The 17,945-nt window shown below is 63.7% G+C and carries 14 protein-coding genes; 7 read left to right on the top strand and 7 right to left on the bottom strand.

The genetic code is table 11. The annotated features are described in order from the left end of the window. Positions 1-2: 2 nt before the first annotated feature. From ACVMDN_RS39235 to ACVMDN_RS39225, 3 genes are all read right to left on the bottom strand, one after another. Entirely contained in the window at positions 3-1,949 is a 1,947-nt protein-coding gene (locus ACVMDN_RS39235) for a glycosyltransferase (RefSeq protein WP_076824643.1), read from the bottom strand. Then, positions 1,946-3,301 carry an HlyD family efflux transporter periplasmic adaptor subunit gene (locus ACVMDN_RS39230; RefSeq protein ID WP_244558658.1) on the bottom strand — a complete coding sequence of 452 codons (1,356 nt, stop codon included), beginning with the start codon at positions 3,299-3,301 and terminating at the stop codon, positions 1,946-1,948. The genes ACVMDN_RS39235 and ACVMDN_RS39230 overlap by 4 nt, the downstream gene beginning before the upstream one ends. A gap of 387 nt (positions 3,302-3,688) precedes the next feature. Continuing rightward, positions 3,689-3,955 (bottom strand): hypothetical protein, encoded by a 267-nt coding sequence (locus ACVMDN_RS39225; protein ID WP_057015418.1) that lies wholly within the window; start codon positions 3,953-3,955, stop codon positions 3,689-3,691. 425 nt (positions 3,956-4,380) lie between these two features. Between ACVMDN_RS39225 and ACVMDN_RS39220 the strand changes: the two genes are divergently transcribed. The 3 genes from ACVMDN_RS39220 to ACVMDN_RS39210 all read left to right on the top strand — a co-directional run bounded on the left by ACVMDN_RS39220 (position 4,381) and on the right by ACVMDN_RS39210 (position 7,220). Further along, entirely contained in the window at positions 4,381-6,075 is a 1,695-nt protein-coding gene (locus ACVMDN_RS39220) for a PAS domain-containing sensor histidine kinase (RefSeq protein ID WP_456815481.1), read from the top strand. Beyond that, complete coding sequence (locus ACVMDN_RS39215; RefSeq protein ID WP_076824640.1) at positions 6,069-6,743, top strand: response regulator transcription factor; 675 nt, start codon at positions 6,069-6,071, stop codon at positions 6,741-6,743. The genes ACVMDN_RS39220 and ACVMDN_RS39215 overlap by 7 nt, the downstream gene beginning before the upstream one ends. A 102-nt stretch (positions 6,744-6,845) precedes the next feature. Beyond that, entirely contained in the window at positions 6,846-7,220 is a 375-nt protein-coding gene (locus tag ACVMDN_RS39210) for a response regulator transcription factor (protein WP_076824638.1), read from the top strand. Positions 7,221-7,989: 769 nt separating this feature from the next. On the opposite strand, the gene ACVMDN_RS39205 is transcribed toward ACVMDN_RS39210, so the two are convergent. Then, the gene (locus ACVMDN_RS39205; protein ID WP_141340233.1) at positions 7,990-8,514 is read right to left on the bottom strand and encodes a methylated-DNA--[protein]-cysteine S-methyltransferase; all 525 of its coding nucleotides are present in this window, start codon (positions 8,512-8,514) and stop codon (positions 7,990-7,992) included. A 190-nt stretch (positions 8,515-8,704) separates the two neighbouring features. On the opposite strand from ACVMDN_RS39205, the gene ACVMDN_RS39200 reads away from it, so the two are divergent. The 3 genes from ACVMDN_RS39200 (at position 8,705) to ACVMDN_RS39190 (ending at position 12,100) form a co-directional block, all read left to right on the top strand. Beyond that, positions 8,705-9,067: a DUF1304 domain-containing protein gene (locus tag ACVMDN_RS39200; protein WP_083714868.1), complete on the top strand. Its 363-nt coding sequence runs from the start codon at positions 8,705-8,707 to the stop codon at positions 9,065-9,067. 203 nt (positions 9,068-9,270) lie between these two features. Beyond that, positions 9,271-10,491: an ABC transporter substrate-binding protein gene (locus ACVMDN_RS39195; RefSeq protein ID WP_456835807.1), complete on the top strand. Its 1,221-nt coding sequence runs from the start codon at positions 9,271-9,273 to the stop codon at positions 10,489-10,491. 382 nt (positions 10,492-10,873) lie between these two features. Further along, complete coding sequence (locus ACVMDN_RS39190) at positions 10,874-12,100, top strand: ABC transporter substrate-binding protein (RefSeq protein ID WP_018269220.1); 1,227 nt, start codon at positions 10,874-10,876, stop codon at positions 12,098-12,100. A 210-nt stretch (positions 12,101-12,310) separates the two neighbouring features. Here ACVMDN_RS39190 and ACVMDN_RS39185 read toward each other — a convergent pair whose 3' ends face one another. Then, entirely contained in the window at positions 12,311-12,736 is a 426-nt protein-coding gene (locus ACVMDN_RS39185) for a DUF1330 domain-containing protein (RefSeq protein ID WP_016845520.1), read from the bottom strand. A gap of 247 nt (positions 12,737-12,983) precedes the next feature. Between ACVMDN_RS39185 and ACVMDN_RS39180 the strand changes: the two genes are divergently transcribed. Continuing rightward, complete coding sequence (locus ACVMDN_RS39180; protein ID WP_076824750.1) at positions 12,984-15,239, top strand: transglycosylase domain-containing protein; 2,256 nt, start codon at positions 12,984-12,986, stop codon at positions 15,237-15,239. 259 nt (positions 15,240-15,498) lie between these two features. On the opposite strand, the gene ACVMDN_RS39175 is transcribed toward ACVMDN_RS39180, so the two are convergent. Together ACVMDN_RS39175 and ACVMDN_RS39170 are read right to left on the bottom strand one after the other, a co-directional pair. Then, complete coding sequence (locus tag ACVMDN_RS39175) at positions 15,499-16,338, bottom strand: M48 family metallopeptidase (RefSeq protein WP_076824634.1); 840 nt, start codon at positions 16,336-16,338, stop codon at positions 15,499-15,501. 198 nt (positions 16,339-16,536) lie between these two features. Then, the gene (locus ACVMDN_RS39170; RefSeq protein WP_028341465.1) at positions 16,537-17,865 is read right to left on the bottom strand and encodes a polyhydroxyalkanoate depolymerase; all 1,329 of its coding nucleotides are present in this window, start codon (positions 17,863-17,865) and stop codon (positions 16,537-16,539) included. Positions 17,866-17,945 lie beyond the last annotated feature (80 nt).

The raw sequence follows: 17,945 nt of genomic DNA, 5'->3' as shown, positions 1-17,945 counted from the left end.
CCTTAGCCGAACAGCCGCATCAGCAGGGCCTTGCCGACCGGCGCGGCGCGCACGCCTTGGAAAGCGCGGACATATTCGCCGGCATAGAATGCGCGCACGACATTGACCCGGGTCGCGACCGCGTCCTCGAAGCGGACGCCGAAGCCGTCGCGGGTGCGCCGGACCACAGTCGCGGCGACGTTCTGTCCGTAGACATTGCATTTGATCAAGGAACCGATGGCGGGCGGGACGGGATCGATGAAGCGCGCACCGGAGATCGAGATATCGGCCATCCGGATCAGCCGCATCTCGCTGTCCTGATGGATCAGGATCGGCTCGTCGCGCTCGAACCGCTCGGCCTTGCGGCGCCGCGGCTGCTCGATGCAGATGAAGCACACGATCGCGAGCACGACGCAATTGTACAGGCTCCAGGCCAGCGCCAGCCCGCCATAGGCGATGTTTTCGCCGCGCAGATGCAGGATGAAGGCGTAGGCGATCGCAAACAGCGTGATCAGCAGGGCGGCACCGTAGAGCCGCAGCAGCGGCCACTCGATGAAGCGGCGGTTGCGGTCGCCGCCCTTGGCCGTCACCTTGAATTTGTGGCCCTGCGGCCTGGCGAGGCCGGTCACGACCGCCTTCAGCACCGCGGGCGCCGCGATGTATTGCGACACGTCGGTCATGATCGCGAGCGAGCGGCCGCGCGAAATCCAGGCCATCGTGAAGGCGTGCCAGACATAGAACGGCAGGAAATATTTTAGCAGCTCGAACAGGTCGGCATGGACCGCCTTGATCCCGAACAGCAGATAAAGCCACGGCACGACCAGGCCGAACACCTTGGTGCCGTAGACCGCCGCCCAGCTCATGAAGGCGTCGACCAGCGACAGCCGGTCCATGAAGGCGAGCTTCGATTGCCGCGAGAACGGCCCGCTGCGGCCGCGGAAGATCTGCATGAAGCCGAGACACCAGCGTCCGCGCTGCGTGATGTATTCCTTCAGTCCCTCCGGCGCGAGTCCGATGGTCAGGCGCTCGTTCAGATAGACCGTGCGCAGTCCCTTCTCCTTCAGCCGCAGTGTGACGAGGTAATCCTCCGTCACCGAATCGGTCGGGAAGCCGCCGATCTGCATCAGGCCGGAGAAGCGGATCAGCGACGAGGTGCCGCAGCAGAATGCCGTGTCCCAGGCATCCTTGGCCGGCATCAGGATATCGAAGAAGAAGCGCTGCTCGTCGGGCCACACATCGGTCGCCGCAAGATTGGTCTGGATCGGATCCGGGTTGATGAAATGCTGCGGCGTCTGCACGACGCCGACGCTGCCGTCCTGCATCAGGCTCATCGCCCGGGTCAGGAAGTCCGGCATCGGGACGAAATCCGCGTCGAGGATCGAGATGAACTCCGGCCGCTCGGCCAGCCCGGAAACGTGCTGGAGCGCATGATTGATGTTGCCGGCCTTGGCGTGGCGGTTGTCCGGACGGGCCAGATAGTTGCAGCCGAGCTCCTGGGCGAGCCGGCGCAGCCAGAGCCGCCGCCCATCGTCGAGCACCCAGACGCGGTAATTGGGATAGTTGAGCCCGGTCGCGCCGATGATGGTGCGCTCCAGGATCGCTTTCTCCTCGTTGTAGGTGCAGATGAAGACGTCGACGAGCGGCGCGTTTGCGGGCAGCTTCGATCGGCGCAGGATCGAATTGACCTCGGGTGAGCGGTCGATCGTGCGGCTGAGGAACAGCAGCGACAGGCATACCGCGATCATCGAGGCCGCCTCGGCCAGCATGAAGGGATAGCCGACCAGCGCGTCGGCGGTGAGGCCCGGAGGCGGCAAGGTGTGGGTCACCCGCCACGCGAAATAGTGGACCAGCAGGACGAACGACATGCCGGTCATCATGACGCGGGCCAGGGTCTGCTCGCGGCGGAGCAGGGGTAGGATGGCAAGGCAGGCGCCGAAGGCGACCAGCCCGGGCGCAAATGCCGCCATCATGACTTTGCCACGTCCGCGTTGAACACCACGCGCCCGGTGCGGCCGACCGCGCAATCCTTGCCCGTGGTATCGAGCGCCGGCATCGAGACCGTGACCCGATAGGGTTCCTTGTTCAGCGCATCCGGATTGATCGCAAGGTTCGCGGGCGCGCCCGACGCGCCGGTGAGATTGACGATCTCGCCCTGCAGCGCGGCGCTGCCGTCATTCGGCTCGAAGCTCGCCTGCTCGCCGAGTTTCAGTCCGTTGTAGACGCTCTCGGTGACGTTCGCCGTGACCACCGCGCCGCTGCAATCGAGCAGCTTGAGCAAGGGCTGCCCGGCCCTGACGTCCTCGCCGGGCGACGTCATCATCTCCCAGATGCGCCCGCCGACCGGCGCCTTGATGTCGGCTTCCGCCCGGTTGACGTAGTGCAGCTGCTCGGCTGCGATCTCGTGGGTCAGCCAGTCGATCTCGGCGTCGGCATGCGCCAGATCGGCGCGCAGATCGCTAACGCGCTGGCGCATCTCCTCTTCGCGCTGCACGGAGCTCGGCCGGTCATTGTAGCTGTCGCCGAGATAAGTGCCATTCCTTGCCGCGGTGAGCTCGACCTTGGCGGCGTCGAGACGCCGTCGAGCGCCGATTTCGGTCTGCTGCGAGATCGCCTGCTCGCGCGTCAGGCGGGCCATTTCGACCGTCGACACGCTGCCCGACTTGATCAGCGACGACGCCCGCTCGACGGCGGCCACGGCCTCCTCCCGCCGTGCGGCGGCGGCCTCGATCGCGGTCTGGATTTCGGCGATCCGGGCCTCGAGCTGAAGGATGCGGCCGTCACGGAACTGGCCGGCCTGGCGGGCAAGATCCTGTTGCGCCGTCTCGGCGGCCGCAAGCTTGGCGGCCAGACTCGGGCGCTCATTTTCCAACCGCGACATCTGTCGCCGGAGATCATCGAGCCGGGCGCGATCGCCGCGTGCGTTAACGACGTGAAGGATCGCATCGCCCTCGTGAACCACGCTGAGCTGCGTGGATTTCTGCGGCTTCGCGCTCACGGTGCCGTCGATCGGTGAGCGCAAGGTCACGATCCTGGCGTTGACCACGGCCTCCACGCTCGAGGTCTGCAACACAGCCCTGAGCGGCAGCCATCCGAAGACGGTGACGATGGCAAGGCCAATGCCGACCTTGAGCAGGCGGCGAACCATCCGGCCTGAGCCTGCGGGCGCTTCGGGATGGGGAGCGCTATCGCTGGCCGGCGCGTCATGCTCCGGCTGCAGCCGTTCCTGCAGATCGCGCTGCAATCCCCGTGCGCCGTCGGCCTCATTCCTGGTGACGGAATTATTGTCTTCGGGAGGCGGCTTGTGCTGCTGTGCCTGATTCATAATGACCGGCCCCTGATCTGTCAGTGCGCGAACCAACGCACAGCTCTGCAGAGCGATGCCGTTGCCGGACAGATCCAATAATCAGGTGCTTCAAAAGCGGCTAAAGCGAACCGGGCATCTTTCGAAAAAATTGCTGCAATTTGCCGCCGTCGGGAGCCTGGCGCGGGAGCCGCGCCGTCGACCTGCTCCGCCCATCATTGCGGTGCGCCATTGCGCAGCCGAGGGCGTCTGCAGAACTGAGCCCGGAATCCATCAGGGCCGGGGCTAGGCGGGGAATGGATTCCGGGCTCTCACGGAGGCTGTGATCGGACCCGTCTTGCGCGACCCAGGCGTGAGCAGCCAGCGCTTCGGTCCCGGCAGCCTGCCGGACTTGGAATTCAGGGCCGGCTACCGCCCTGAGTCTGGCGCGTCGAATTGCGGCTGCAGCGCCGCCAGGCTCGCTCCCAGCAAGGCCAGGTAGCTGGCCTGACAGACCACCACGCCCAGATCGAATGCGTCCAGCAGATCGATCCACGGGTTGTCGGTCAGCGTGCTTGCTGTTTGCCTGCCACCAACGATAACGGAAGGCTGGAAGCTGCGATCGCGTCTCTGAGGCCTTGCCTCGTGGTCGACGTCGTCGGAGCAAACGATCAGATGCAGGCGCGCGCTGGGCATTTCAATCTCCGTCACTGATTGGCGATTGCTGAACCCCGGAAATCTCTGCCGTCGTCGAGTTGCCCAATAAGCGTAGTCACCGGGATGGAACGGGCCATTGAACGGAGGTTGATCCGACCGTTACATTCGGTGGGGACGACTCATACTTGAGTTTAGGTCGCAACCTGGACCTGAGCGCGCTCAACGGCTTCGCTTTCTGCGCGATCCCACGGGCGTGGACCGCCAAAAAGGCCGGCGTCATCCCGCCCGGGCGGCAAGAAAGCTGCTAATATACAGTCTATTGGGAGGGCGACGTTGTCGCCGCTGATGGTAGCAGTCACCTAGCGACGCAGCGCGGCCCATGATGATGGCCAAGTGCTGGGCTGCCGATGATCCGCGACCCGACCACGAAGTCCTGGTCGGCCGAGCAATGGCTGCTCGGCGGCATGGTGCTGGCCTTGGCGACAACCTGCATCGGGCTGTTGCTAGGTCCGCAGCCGGCAGCTTCCGCCCATCTGGTTGCCCTGGCGCTGCTCGTCGCGTCGCTGACCGCCGCATTGCTGATGATCCGCCTGGTGGGCCGTTCGCAAAGGCGGATGGAAGCCATGTTGCGCGGCCGAGCCAGCAGCGAGGAGCGCGCGATGGAGGCGCTGCGCAACAGCGAAGCGCAATGGAAGGAGGTATTCGAGCACAACCCGGTCATGTACTTCATGGTCGACGCAACGGGGCTCGTGCTGTCGGTCAACACGTTCGGCGCGGCGCAGCTCGGCTACACCGTCGACGAACTGCTTGGACAATCGGTGCTGCGGGTCTTTGCCGCCGAAGACCGGGACATGGTCCAGCGCAACGTCGCGACATGCCTCGACAACATCGGCCAGACCCACAATTGGGAAATCCGGAAGGTCCGCAAGGACGGTTCACGGATTTGGGTTCGTGAAAACGCCAAGGCGGTGCGGCGGCTGGGCGATCAGCTGATCGTGCTGATCGCATGCGAGGACATCACCGAGCGCAAGCACGCCGAAAATGCGCTGCAGCAGAGTGAAATGTACCTGACCGAAGCCCAGCGATTGAGCCACACCGGCAGCTTCGGCTGGCACGTCGCCAGCGGCGAGATCATCTGGTCGGAAGAGACGTTCAGGATCTTCGAATTCGACAGGGCTCCTTCCATCACACATGCCACGGTCCTGCAGCGCGTCCATCCGGATGATCGCGCCCGCGTGCAACGGACCATCGACCGCGCCTCGCTCGACGGCAAGGACTTCGAACACGGCTACCGATTGCTGATGCCCAATGGGGCGATCAAATTTGTTCACGCCAGGGCGCATGCGGTGACGAATCTTTCGGGCGACACCGAATTCATCGGAGCGGTCACCGACGTGACCGCCCGCAAGCGAGCCGAGGCGGAGTTGCACGAAGCGCAGACCAACCTCGCACACGTCACGCGCGTGACGGCGCTCGGCGAGCTCGCCGCATCGATCGCCCATGAAGTGAACCAGCCGCTTGCCGCCGTGGTCACCAATGCCGCGGCATGCCTGCGGTGGCTCAACCGGGCGGCCCCCGATCTGAACGAAGCTCGCGGCGCGGTCAGGTCGATCATCAGCGACGGCAACCGGGCGGGCGAGGTCATCCAGCGCGTCCGCGCGATGGTGAACAAGACGACCGATCAGAAGGCGCCACTCGACGTCAATGAAGTCATCAACCAGGTGATCGGGCTGGTGCAGCATGAACTGCAGCGTCACCTGGTATCCTTGCAGCTCGACCTCGCTCCCGCGCTCCCGTCTGTCGTCGCCGACCGTATCCAGCTGCAGCAGGTCATCCTCAACCTGGTCCTCAATGGTATCGAGGCCATGCAGCCGGTCACGGACCGGCCGCGGGAACTCGTAATCCGGACGCGCCATGACGAGGCCGGGCAGATCGTGGTCACGGTCACCGACTGCGGCGTCGGAATCGCGACCGAGAATGCCGAACGGCTGTTCGACGCGTTCTACACCACCAAGGCCAGCGGCATGGGAATGGGGCTGTCGATCTGCCGATCGATCGTCGAAGCCCACCGAGGCCGCCTGTCCGTGACCGGAAATAGCGGCCCCGGCGCGACATTCCAGTTCACCTTGCCACTGCACGAAGAGGATCATGCATGGTGACCGGGCGCGCGGCATCGCCTTCTGGTCTGGCAAACGCCGAGGATCCCATCGTCTTCGTCGTCGACGACGACGCATCCGTGCGGGACGCGCTGAGCAATCTGTTCCGGTCCGTCGGCTTGCGGACCGCAGCATTCGGCTCGGCCCATGAATTTCTGCAGCGCAAGCCTCCGGATGTCCCGAGCTGCCTGATCCTCGACATCCGGCTGCCCCGGCTCAGCGGCCTCGACTTTCAGGGGGAGCTGGCGAAGGCGGGCATCGATATTCCGATCATCTTCATGACCGGCCACGGCGATATCCCGATGACGGTCAGGGCCATGAAGGCCGGCGCTGTGGACTTCCTGACCAAGCCATTCCGCGATCAGGACATGCTGGATGCCGTCACGACGGCGATCGAGCGCGACAGGAGTCGTCGCGATGAGGCCAAGGTTCTTGCCAACCTGCGCGCCGCCTTCGCGACCCTGACGCCGCGTGAACGCCAGGTGATGACGCTCGTCACGGCGGGGTTGATGAACAAGCAGGTCGCCGCCGAAATCGGTGTGGCCGAGATCACAGTGAAGATACACCGCGGGCACATCATGCGGAAAATGGCGGCAAAGTCGTTACCCGATCTGGTCAGGATGGCACAGATGCTCCAGATCGGACCGGCAGCCGGCGGGGCGCAAACCTAAGTATGATTCTCCGGCCCCGATTGGCGACGCACTGTGGTCCCCACATGATGCACACGCCAGAGGCCCTTCCGGCCCGGGATAACCTCCTTGCCCAACCCGCCAGTGATATCAATCATCGACGATGACATGTCGGTTCGCACCGCGACCGACAATCTCGTCAGGTCGCTAGGCTACGCGGTCGAGACCTACGCGTCGGCCGAGGAATTTTTGCACTCGCCCCGCCTGAATGACACATCCTGTGTGATCGCGGATGTCAGGATGCCGGCCATGAGCGGGCTCGACCTGCAGAGCCACCTCATTGCCAGCGGACACCGCTTTCCGTTCATTTTCGTCACGGCGTTCTCGGTCGAAAGCGATCGCGTCCGGGCGCTGAAGGCTGGAGCGATCTGCTTTCTGAGCAAGCCCTGCGACGGGGACGTCCTGATCAAATGCCTCGATACCGCCCTCAGGCAGCACAGCGCGGCGCCGGGTGCGTGAGTTGGATCAGCCATCACCAGGCCGGCTATACGCAAGGATGATGCCACAAAACATCTGGACAAGTTGCGCATGGACGGCGGCGGCGCGAGATTTCGCATCGTCGTCCTTCGGGAAGATCGACGGCGAGGACAGCACCAGACATTTTGATTGGCAAATGGCAATTCCTCGGAGGGAGGTCGCCATGCGTGCGGAACCGCGCTGCGCCCAGTGTGACAGCGAAGAGCCCAAGATCATCTGTTTGCGAAATCCGGCGGGCGAACGCTACTGCGGACGCCTCTGCCTCTACAAAGGCCAGGAGGACTTCATCCGCTGGCTTTGGCGCGCGAATGCGGAGGCAGCGTCATGACAGCTCGTTGCGGAAATCCGGCCTGCAAGCGGCCTTTCGGGCTGATCCGGCATAATTGGTATTTTGAGCAGTTTTGCTCGACGAAGTGTCGCGAGATCCACAAGCGGCAGCTGGAGCGCAACAAGGCCTATTGGAAGTGGCTGTATCCCTTCCCCAGAACCGGCGCCCCATCGAAAAAGCCGATCTGACGACGTTGGCCAACAACGCGCAAGGAGTCTCACATGACGACGGTCGATGCGATGCTGGTAGGAGCGATACTCGCGTGGGTGCCTTCGCTCGTCGTGTTCCTCTATGTCGTGCGCGATCTGCGTAACATGCCCAGCGAAGATCTCGATTGATCGCCACACCGGCGGCCGAAGCGGATTGCTGGATCGTTGTCTTGACGCGCCTCTTCACGCGAACCGGTTCCCACTCGAAAACGCTCTAGACCTCCACGCCCTCGTGGCGTAGCAGCCAGCGCTTGCGCTCCAGCCCGCCGCCATATTTGACCAGTGAGCCGTTGGCGCCGATCAGGCGATGACATGGCACGACGACGCTGATCGGGTTGGAGCCGTTGGCATGGCCGACCGCGCGCATCGCATTCGGCGCGTTCAGTTTCGCCGCCAGCGCGCCGTAGCTCATGGTGGTGCCGTGCGGAATGTTCGGCAGCGCGTGCCAGACCTTCTGCTGGAACGGCGTGCCGGCGACGCGCCATTCGACATCGGTGAGACGATCGAGATCGCCCTTGAAGTAATCGCCGAGCGCCTTGCGCATCGCAACCGGCGCGTGGCCGTCCCGCAGCGTCACGGCGCCATAATGCAGCCGCAGCAGGTCGAGCATGCGCCCTTCATAATCGTCCCAGTCGAGCGCGCGCAGCACGCCGTCGTCATCGGTCACCAGCAGCGCGGTGCCGATCGGGGTCTTGAGGCGGTCGAGGTTGAAGGTCTGTGGAGTCCTGCGGTCGGCCATTGTCATATCTCGGGCAAGCAGATCGGCCAGCATACAATTCACCGCCCGCATGCTAGCGTCCACCCGAATTCTGGGTAGAGCGTTTTTCGAGCGAAGCGGAGACCGGTTCGCGTGAAGAAAACGCGCCAAAACAAGAATCTTGAGCTTCGATTCTGATTCAATCAGAACCGAAGCTTTGGGGGGCCGCAATATGTTGTTGCTTGGCAATGTTCTGGTCGCGGTGGTGGCCATGCTGCACGTCTATTTCCTTGTGCTCGAGATGTTTCTCTGGACCAAGCCGCTCGGGCTGAAGACGTTTCGCAACTCGATCGAGAAGGCAAACGATTCCGCGGTGCTCGCCGCCAATCAGGGGCTCTATAACGGCTTCCTCGCCGCCGGACTGATCTGGGGCCTCGTACATGGCAATCCGGCCTTCGCGTTCCAGATCAAGACATTCTTCCTGCTCTGCGTGATCGTCGCCGGTGCCTATGGCGCCGCCACCGTCAGCCGCCGCATTCTTTATGTGCAGGCGGCTCCCGCTGCGTTGGCGCTGATCCAGCTCTGGCTGGCCTAAAGCGCGGGCGCGCTTTTGTTTTCTTGAGCATGATCCGCTCGGAAACCGCTTCACAGTTTTCCGGACCATGCTCAAACGCGACATCGCGCGCAGGGTGCATCGTCTTGCAATGGCCCAGCCGTTCCTCCATCATCCCGTGCAACGGTGACATCCGCCGGCCTGAGCTTGCGGACAAGATCACCGGCAACAGGGAGGTCACGGACATGAGAAGCGTGCAATTGCTCGCTGCGACGGCGCTTGCGATCGCGTTGTCGGTTACATCGGCCACCGCGCAGAAGAAATACGACATCGGCGCGACCGACACCGAGATCAAGATCGGCCAGACTGTGCCGTTCTCCGGCCCCGCATCCGTCTATGCCGGCATCGGCAAGACCCAGGCGGCCTACATGAAGATGATCAACGATCAGGGCGGCATCAACGGCCGCAAGCTGAACCTGATCCAGTATGACGACGCTTATTCGCCGCCGAAAGCGGTCGAGCAGGTGCGCAAGCTTGTCGAGGGCGACGAGGTGCTGTTCACGTTCCAGATCATCGGCACGCCGTCAAATGCCGCCGTGCAGAAATATCTGAATGCCAGGAAGGTGCCGCAGCTGCTCGCCTCCACCGGCGCCTCGCGCTTCTCCGACCCGCAGAACGCGCCGTGGACGATCGCGTTCAACCCGAACTACCAGTCCGAGGGACGCATCTACGCCAAATACATCCTGGCCAATCACCCCAACGCCAAGATCGGCATCTTCTACCAGAACGACGATCTCGGCCGCGACTACATCACCGGCCTGAAGAGCGGGCTCGGCGACAAGGCCGCCAGCATGATCGTCACCGAGGTGTCCTACGAGCTGACCGACCCGACGGTCGATTCCCAGATCGTGAAGCTGAAGGCCGCCGGGGTCGATTTGGTCTATGACGCCTCGACACCAAAATTCGCCGCGCAGGCGATCCGCAAGATCGCCGACCTCAACTGGAACCCGGTGCACATCCTCGACATCAATGCGAGCCCGGTGTCGGCGACGCTGAAGCCGGCCGGTCTCGACATCTCCAAGGGCATCATCTCGACCAATTACGGCAAGGACCCCGCCGACCCGCAATGGAAGGACGATCCCGGCGTGAAGGCCTATTTCGCCTTCATGGACAAGTATTATCCGGAAGGCGACAAGCTCAACACCGTCAACACCTACGGCTACTCGACGGCCGAGCTCCTGATCCAGGTGCTCAAGCAGTGCGGCGACGACCTCACCCGCGAGAACCTGATGAAGCAGGTGACCAGCCTGAAGAAGTTCGTGCCGAGCCTCGCGCTGCCGGGCATGTCGATCACGACGGGGCCGAACGACTACCGCATCAACAAGCAGATGCAGATGATGAAGTTCAACGGCGAGCGCTGGGAGCTGTTCGGCCCGATCATCGAGGACACCGGACCGGCGGGCTAGCCGCGGTCGGGACGAGACTTCACTCACTCTCCCCGTTCTTACGGGGAGAGGGTCGGGGTGAGGGGCTGCTTCCGCGCACCGCTGCATTAGCTGCCCCCGCGGAGACTCCCCCTCACCCGCATCGCATCTTCGATGCGATGCGACCTCTCCCCGCAGGCGGGGGCGAGGTAAAGCCGGGCCCCAACCTTCGCGCCGCTCCACCCACCTTTTCGCAACGCCCCCTACTTTGGTTGACTGAAATCGCTCACCTTTTCGGCAGTGCTCGTCTTGCGTTGCAATAACGGTTCCTCCAGTATCCCGGCCCAGCGATGGCGACCGCGGGACCTTGAACCCGCGGACAAGATCATCGGCCAACCATCAGTCACGTGAGGGAAACAGCACTATGAGGAACGGGATTTTCCACTTGGTCACGGGAACGGCGCTCGCGATCGCGCTGTCAGCAACGTCGGCCTTTGCGCAGAAGAAGTACGATCCGGGCGCGAGCGACACCGAGATCAAGATCGGCCAGACCGTCCCCTTCTCCGGACCGGCCTCCGCCTATGCCTCGATCGGCAAGACCCAGGCGGCCTACTTCAAGATGATCAACGATCAGGGCGGCATCAACGGCCGCAAGATCAACCTGATCCAGTATGACGACGCGTATTCGCCGCCCAAGGCCGTCGAGCAGGTGCGCAAGCTCGTCGAGAGCGACGAGGTGCTCTTGACCTTCCAGATCGTCGGCACGCCGTCGAACGCCGCCGTGCAGAAGTATCTCAACGCCAAGAAGGTGCCGCAGCTGTTTGCCGCCACCGGCGCTTCGAAGTTCACCGACCCGAAGAACTTCCCCTGGACGCTCGGCTTCAACCCGAACTACTTCGTCGAAGGGCGCATCTACGGCCAGTACATCCTGAAGGAGCATCCCAACGCCAAGATCGGCGTGCTCTATCAGAACGACGACCTCGGCAAGGATTATCTGAACGGCATCAAGGCCGGCCTCGGCGACAAGGCCGCCAAGATGATCGTGGCCGAAGCCTCCTACGAGGTCTCCGACCCGACCATCGATTCCCAGGTGATCAAGATCAAGGACGCCGGCGCCGACCTGTTCTTCTCGGCCTCGACGCCGAAGCAGGCGGCGCAGGCGATCAAGAAGATCGCCGAGCTCGGCTGGCACCCGATCCACATCGTCGACATCAACGCGACATCGGTCGGCGCCGTGCTGCAGCCGGCCGGCCTGGAAGCCTCCAAGGGTCTGATCAGCACCAATTACGGCAAGGATCCGGCCGATCCGCAGTGGAAGGACGATCCGGGCATGAAGCGCTATTTCGACTTCATGGCCAAGTACTATCCCGACGGCGACAAGAACTCGAACTTCAACACCTATGGCTACTCGACCGCCCAGTTGATGGTGCATGTGCTGAAGCAGTGCGGCGACGACCTGACCCGCGACAACGTGCTGAAGCAGGCGACCAACCTGAAGAATGTCGAGCTCGACATGGCGCTGCCCGGCATCAAGGGCAACACCGCGCCGAACGACTATCGCGTCAACAAGCAGCTGCAGATGATGCGCTTCAACGGCGAGCGCTGGGAGCTGTTCGGCCCGATCCTCGAGGACGCCGGCCCGGCCGGCTAGTCGGTCGCGCAGGTTTGAAATGCAATCGGCGGCCTCCAAGCCGCCGATTTGTTTGCGGGGATGTCCTATCACCGTCACCCTGGGGAGCGCGAGGCGCGTCTCGAAGGGTCGACGGCCACCAGCGGGGCCGTGCATGCTTCGAGGCTCGTTCCGCTCGCACCTCAGCATGACGGGGATGGAGATCGCCGCGACCCATCGATTTTTACGCGCCTACTTCGGAATCTCGCCGAAATTCTTCCCCACCGGCAGCACGGCATGGCGGATCAGGCGGGAATCGTCCACCGCGGCCTGGCGGTGCTTCACCGCCTCGCGATAGACCGGATCGCGGATCATCTCGACGAAGGCGGCGACGCTTGGATATTCCGCGATGAAGCAGTGATCCCAGCGCTCCTCCTGCGGTCCGATCAGCATCAGCTCGAAGCGGCCTTGCCAGACGATGCGGCCGCCGAGCCGTTCGAACACCGGCCCGCTCTCGCGGCCATACGCCGCATAAGCCTCCGCGCCGGTGGCCTTGCGGCCGTCGGGATAGGCGGCCCATTCGCGCAGGCGCACCAGGTTGAGCATGTGGATCGGGCCCGGCCGGTTGTTGTCCCGGAACTGCGCGAAAACGTCCTTGGTCGGATCGATATGGCCCATGCGGTGCTCCTTCGTTTCTTGTTCCCTAGCGCGATCGCTCTATCGCGCTCTTCCATCCTGTTTGAGCATGATCTCCGCGCAAACGCTCCGCGTTTGTCGCGAGGGAAAACCGGTGCCCACTTTTCCTGATCATGCTCCTTATGTAGCACGCGCTGCCTCACCTCCTAATGCCCCGTTAAGCTTTGCGTAACCGCCCCTTAAACCGGGAACGCTAGCGTGCGTCCCTGTCAGGGTGTGAGCGTTGCGGATGGCGTGGGGACGGAAAAAAGGCGGTGCGCGCAAGGAGCCGCTGTTCGGGCTTCCGGCCGCGCTTGCCGACCTTCGGCTGTCGCCGTCCGATCGCATTCCCGGAGGCGGCGACGACAAGCCCGCCAAATCCAAACCCAAGAGCACCGACAAGAGCAGCGATTCCGGTAGCGAGAAACCGCGCCCGTCGCGCAGCGGCAGCAAGCGGCGCAGCAAGTCGCGGGGCTTTGGCATCGGCCGCCTGTTCTATTGGACCGCGGTGCTCGGCCTGTGGGCCGGCATTGCGGTGATCGGTGTCGTGGTGTGGGTCGGCGCGCATCTGCCGCCGATCCAGTCGCTGGAGATTCCCAAGCGCCCGCCGACGATCCAGATCGTCGGCATCGACGGCAGCGTGCTGGCGCAGCGCGGCGAAATGGCCGGCGCCAATATCGCGTTGAAGGATCTGCCGCCCTATCTGCCGAAGGCCTTCATCGCGATCGAGGACCGCCGCTTCTATTCGCATTACGGCGTCGACCCGGTTGGCATCCTGCGCGCGGCGGTGACCAACCTCCTGCACCGCGGCGTCTCGCAGGGCGGCTCGACGCTGACCCAGCAGCTCGCCAAGAACCTGTTCCTGACCCAGGAGCGCACCATGCAGCGCAAGCTGCAGGAGGCCGAGCTCGCGCTCTGGCTGGAGCGCAAGCATTCCAAGAACGAGATCCTCGAGCTCTATCTCAACCGGGTCTATTTCGGTTCCGGCGCCTATGGCGTCGAGGCCGCCGCGCAGCGCTATTTCGGCAAGTCGGCGAAGAACGTGACGCTGCCGGAAGCCGCGATGCTGGCCGGCCTCGTCAAGTCGCCGTCGCGGCTGGCACCAAATCGCAACCCTGAAGGCGCCGAGCAGCGCGCGCAGGTCGTGCTGGCGGCGATGGCCGATGCCAAGTTCATCACCGAGGCGCAGGCCAAGGCCTCGATCGGTCAGCCCTCGATTGCGGTGAAGCCGGCCGGCGCCGGCACCGTGAACTATGTCGCCGACTGGATCGGCGAAGTGCTCGACGATTTGGTCGGCCAGATCGACCAGGACATCGTGGTGCAGACCACGATCGATCCGAAGCTGCAGAATGTCGCCGAAGCCGCCATCATCGATGAGCTCGCCGCCAAAAGCGTGAAGTTCAATGTCAGCCAGGGCGCGCTGGTGGCGATGACACCGGACGGCGCGGTGCGCGCCATGGTCGGCGGCCGGAACTACTCGGAGAGCCAGTACAATCGCGCGGTCACCGCGAAGCGCCAGCCGGGCTCGGCGTTCAAGCCGTTCGTCTATCTCACCGCGGTCGAAGCAGGGCTGACGCCGGATACCATCCGCACCGACGCGCCGCTCGACATCAAGGGCTGGAAGCCGGAGAACTACACCCACGAATATTTCGGCTCGGTGACATTGACCCAGGCCCTGGCGATGTCGCTGAACACGGTCGCGGTGCGGCTCGGCGTCGAGGTCGGCGCCAAGAATGTGGTGCGCACCGCGCACCGGCTCGGCATCTCCTCCAAGCTGGAGTCCAACGTCTCGATCGCGCTCGGCACCTCGGAAGTCTCCGTGATCGAGCTGGTCGGCGCCTATGCGCCGTTCGCCAATGGCGGCTACGCCATCTCGCCGCATGTGGTGACCAAGATCAAGACCAGTTCGGGCAAGCTGCTCTATGACCGTCCGACCGATCCGCCCAACCAGGTGATCGAGCCGCGCTATGATTCGATGATGAACAGCATGATGCGCGAGACGCTGATCTCGGGCACCGCGCGCAAGGCGGAGATCCCGGGCTGGACAGCCGCCGGCAAGACCGGCACCAGCCAGGATTATCGCGACGCCTGGTTCATCGGCTACACCGCCAAGCTCGTCACCGGCGTCTGGCTCGGCAATGACGACAATTCACCGACCAAGAAGGCGACCGGCGGCGGCTTGCCGGTCGAAGTGTGGACCCGCTTCATGAAGGCGGCGCATCAGGGCGTGCCGGTCGCGGCGATCCCGAACTCGCAAGGCAGCTGGGGGCCGGCGAACCTGATGCAGATCTCGTCACAGGTCACCGCGCCGTCAGCGCCGGCGGGACCGATGCAGATTCAGCCACCGATGCAGGCATCGCAACCGCCCGCGCCGGTACCATCCGGCGGTTACTATCGCCCGCCACCGCCGACGCCGGCCCGCGCCTCGGCGCCACCCAACCCGAACGCGCGGCCCGAGGCTGCGGCTGGACTGGACGGCTGGCTGGCGGATCGGTTGTTTCGGTAGAAGTCGGTAGGCGGACGGATCGCGTTGCTCCGTAGCCCTGATGAAGCGAAGCGTAATCCGGGACCAGTCACGCCATCGATGAAAGCTGCCCCGGATTACGCTTACGCTCCATCTGGGCTACGCACTCAAGCCGTCATCCCCCGCGAAGGCGGGGGATTCAGTACGCCTCAGCCCCTGGATTGAAGACAAACGCCTCTGGAATACTGCATCGCCCGCTTTCGCGGGCGATGACAGCAACGTTCGGGGCGAACAGCGCGCCCTACTCCTGGATCCCGTAGCGGTGCAGGTCGTTGCCGTAGGTGTCGAGCCAGTTCTTGGCGCGCGTTACCGACGCGCAGACTTTGTCGACCACCCGCCAGAACCGCGCCGAGTGGTTCATCTCGACGAGATGGGCGACCTCATGCGCGGCGAGGTAATCGAGCACGAAGGGCGGCGCCAGGATCAGCCGCCATGAGAACGACAGCGAACCCGCCGAAGTACACGAGCCCCAGCGGCTGGACTGATCGCGGATCGAGATCCGGCGTACCCGCACGCCGAGTTCCGCGGCGTGAAGCTGCGCCGCCTTCTGCAGGTCCTTGCGCGCCTCGCGCTTGAGGAAGTCGTGCACGCGGCGATCCATGTACTCGACGCCGCCGGCGACGCAAATGATCCTCTCGCCGCTGTCGCGCGTCTCGGTCCACACCGTGCCGCGCTCGCCCGAGCGATGCACCAGGCGATGCGGCACGCCGCGCAACGGCACCACGGTGCCGGGCTGGAACGGCGCGGCCTTCGGCAAGCGGCCAAGACGGGCGGCGATCCAGCCGCCATGGAGATTGGCGAACTCCTTGGCTTCCGGAATCGTGCCGCGCGGCGGCATCGTCAGGATCGCTTCACGATCGGTTGGATGTATCCTGAGTGTGTAACGGCGCGCGCGCCTATGCCGGCGCAACCTGACGGTGAAGAACTGGGAGCCGTGTCTGACCAATACGGTCGCGGGTTCGGCAGGCCGCCGATAGAGGAGCGCGCGAGTAGCCATTTCTGAGAGTCCGGGGAGCAGGAGTTCGCCCGAACTTTGCCATATCCGCCGCCAGGGAAAGCGCTCGGCGCAAAAACAAATCATTTGCCCAATATACAGGGGTTGGCCGTTAATTGACCTCTACCGGCAGGGGCTGGAACCGGAATTTTTCCGATGAATCAAGGTTACGAAAAAGGCCCAAAGAATGAAATTACATTCACCCTTTGGGCCTTGCCCGATTTTGGATTCTTTTAGTTAAATCAGCGACTTGCGTGACCGCGAAAATCGCGGCCGGGGCGATACCTATTCGGCGGCGGCGACCAGCGAAAGCCGCGTATTGGCCGCCGAAACCATGAAATCGGAGATCCGCGGCACGATTTCGGACCGGAAACGCGAGCCGTTGAACACGCCATAGTGCCCGACGCCCTTCTGCACGTAATGCACGCGGCGATGGTTCGGGATCGCGGTGCAGAGCGCGTGCGTCGCCTCGGTTTGGCCAAGACCTGAGATGTCGTCCTTCTCGCCTTCGACCGTCATCAGCGCGACGCGGCGGATCTTCGACGGATCAACCGGCTTGCCGCGATGGGTCATCTCGCCCTTCGGCAGCGCGTGCTTGACGAAGACGAGGTCGACGGTCTGCAGGTAATATTCGGCGGTGAGATCCATCACCGCGAGATACTCGTCATAGAATTCGCGGTGCTTGTCGACGAGATCGCCGTCACCCTTGACCAGATTGGCGAACAGCGCCTTGTGCGCGTCCATGTGCCGGTCGAGGTTCATGCTGATGAAGCCATTGAGCTGCAGGAAGCCCGGATAGACGTCACGCATCACGCCCGGATGCGGGAACGGCACCTTGGTGATGACATTGTTGCGGAACCACTCGATGCCGCGCTCTTCGGCGAGGTTGTTGACCGCGGTCGGATTGCGCCTGGTGTCGATCGGCCCGCCCATCAGCGTCATCGACAGCGGCACGAACGGATCGTTGTTGGCTTCCATCACCGAAACCGCTGCCACGACAGGCACGGAAGGCTGGCACACCGCGATGACATGCATATTGCCGCCGAGCGCGTGCAGCATCTCGATCAGGTAGTCGACATAGTCCTCGAGATCGAACCGGCCAGCCGCGAGCGGCACCATGCGCGCGTCGGCCCAGTCGGTGATGTAGACCTCATGGGTCGGCAGGAACGCCTCGACTGTGCCGCGGAGCAGCGTCGCATAGTGACCCGACATCGGCGCCACGATCAGCACGCGCGGCTGCGGCGAGCGCAGCGGGCGCGTCAGCTTGCGATCGAAATGCAGCAGGCGGCAGAACGGCTTTTCCCAGATCGAACGGACCTCGACCGGAGTGCGGATGCCGTTGACCTCGGTCGTCGGCAGGTTCCATTCCGGCTTGCCGTAGCGGCGCGTGGTGCGCTCGAACAGCTCACAACCGGCGGCGATCGACTTGCCGAACTCGGTGTGGGTCCACGGATTGAGCGGGTTCTGAAACAGGATCTTGGTGGCGTCGGTTACCGCGCGCACCGGATTGAGCGACGCATGCGCCATCTCGTACATCCAGTACAACGGCGTCGTGAGTGCCGGGCTGCCTTCCGCCGCTAGTGGCGGGGCACCGCCAAATTCACCGATGGGCATAGTATTTTCAGACCCCTGTTTTGCGCCGCAGCATACTGACCAATGCGTAACAATGCGTCAATGCGCCGCGAGCCGAATCT

This window comes from Bradyrhizobium sp. USDA 4510 (assembly GCF_054059095.1).
This window is presented reverse-complemented; position numbering and strand designations above follow the sequence as displayed.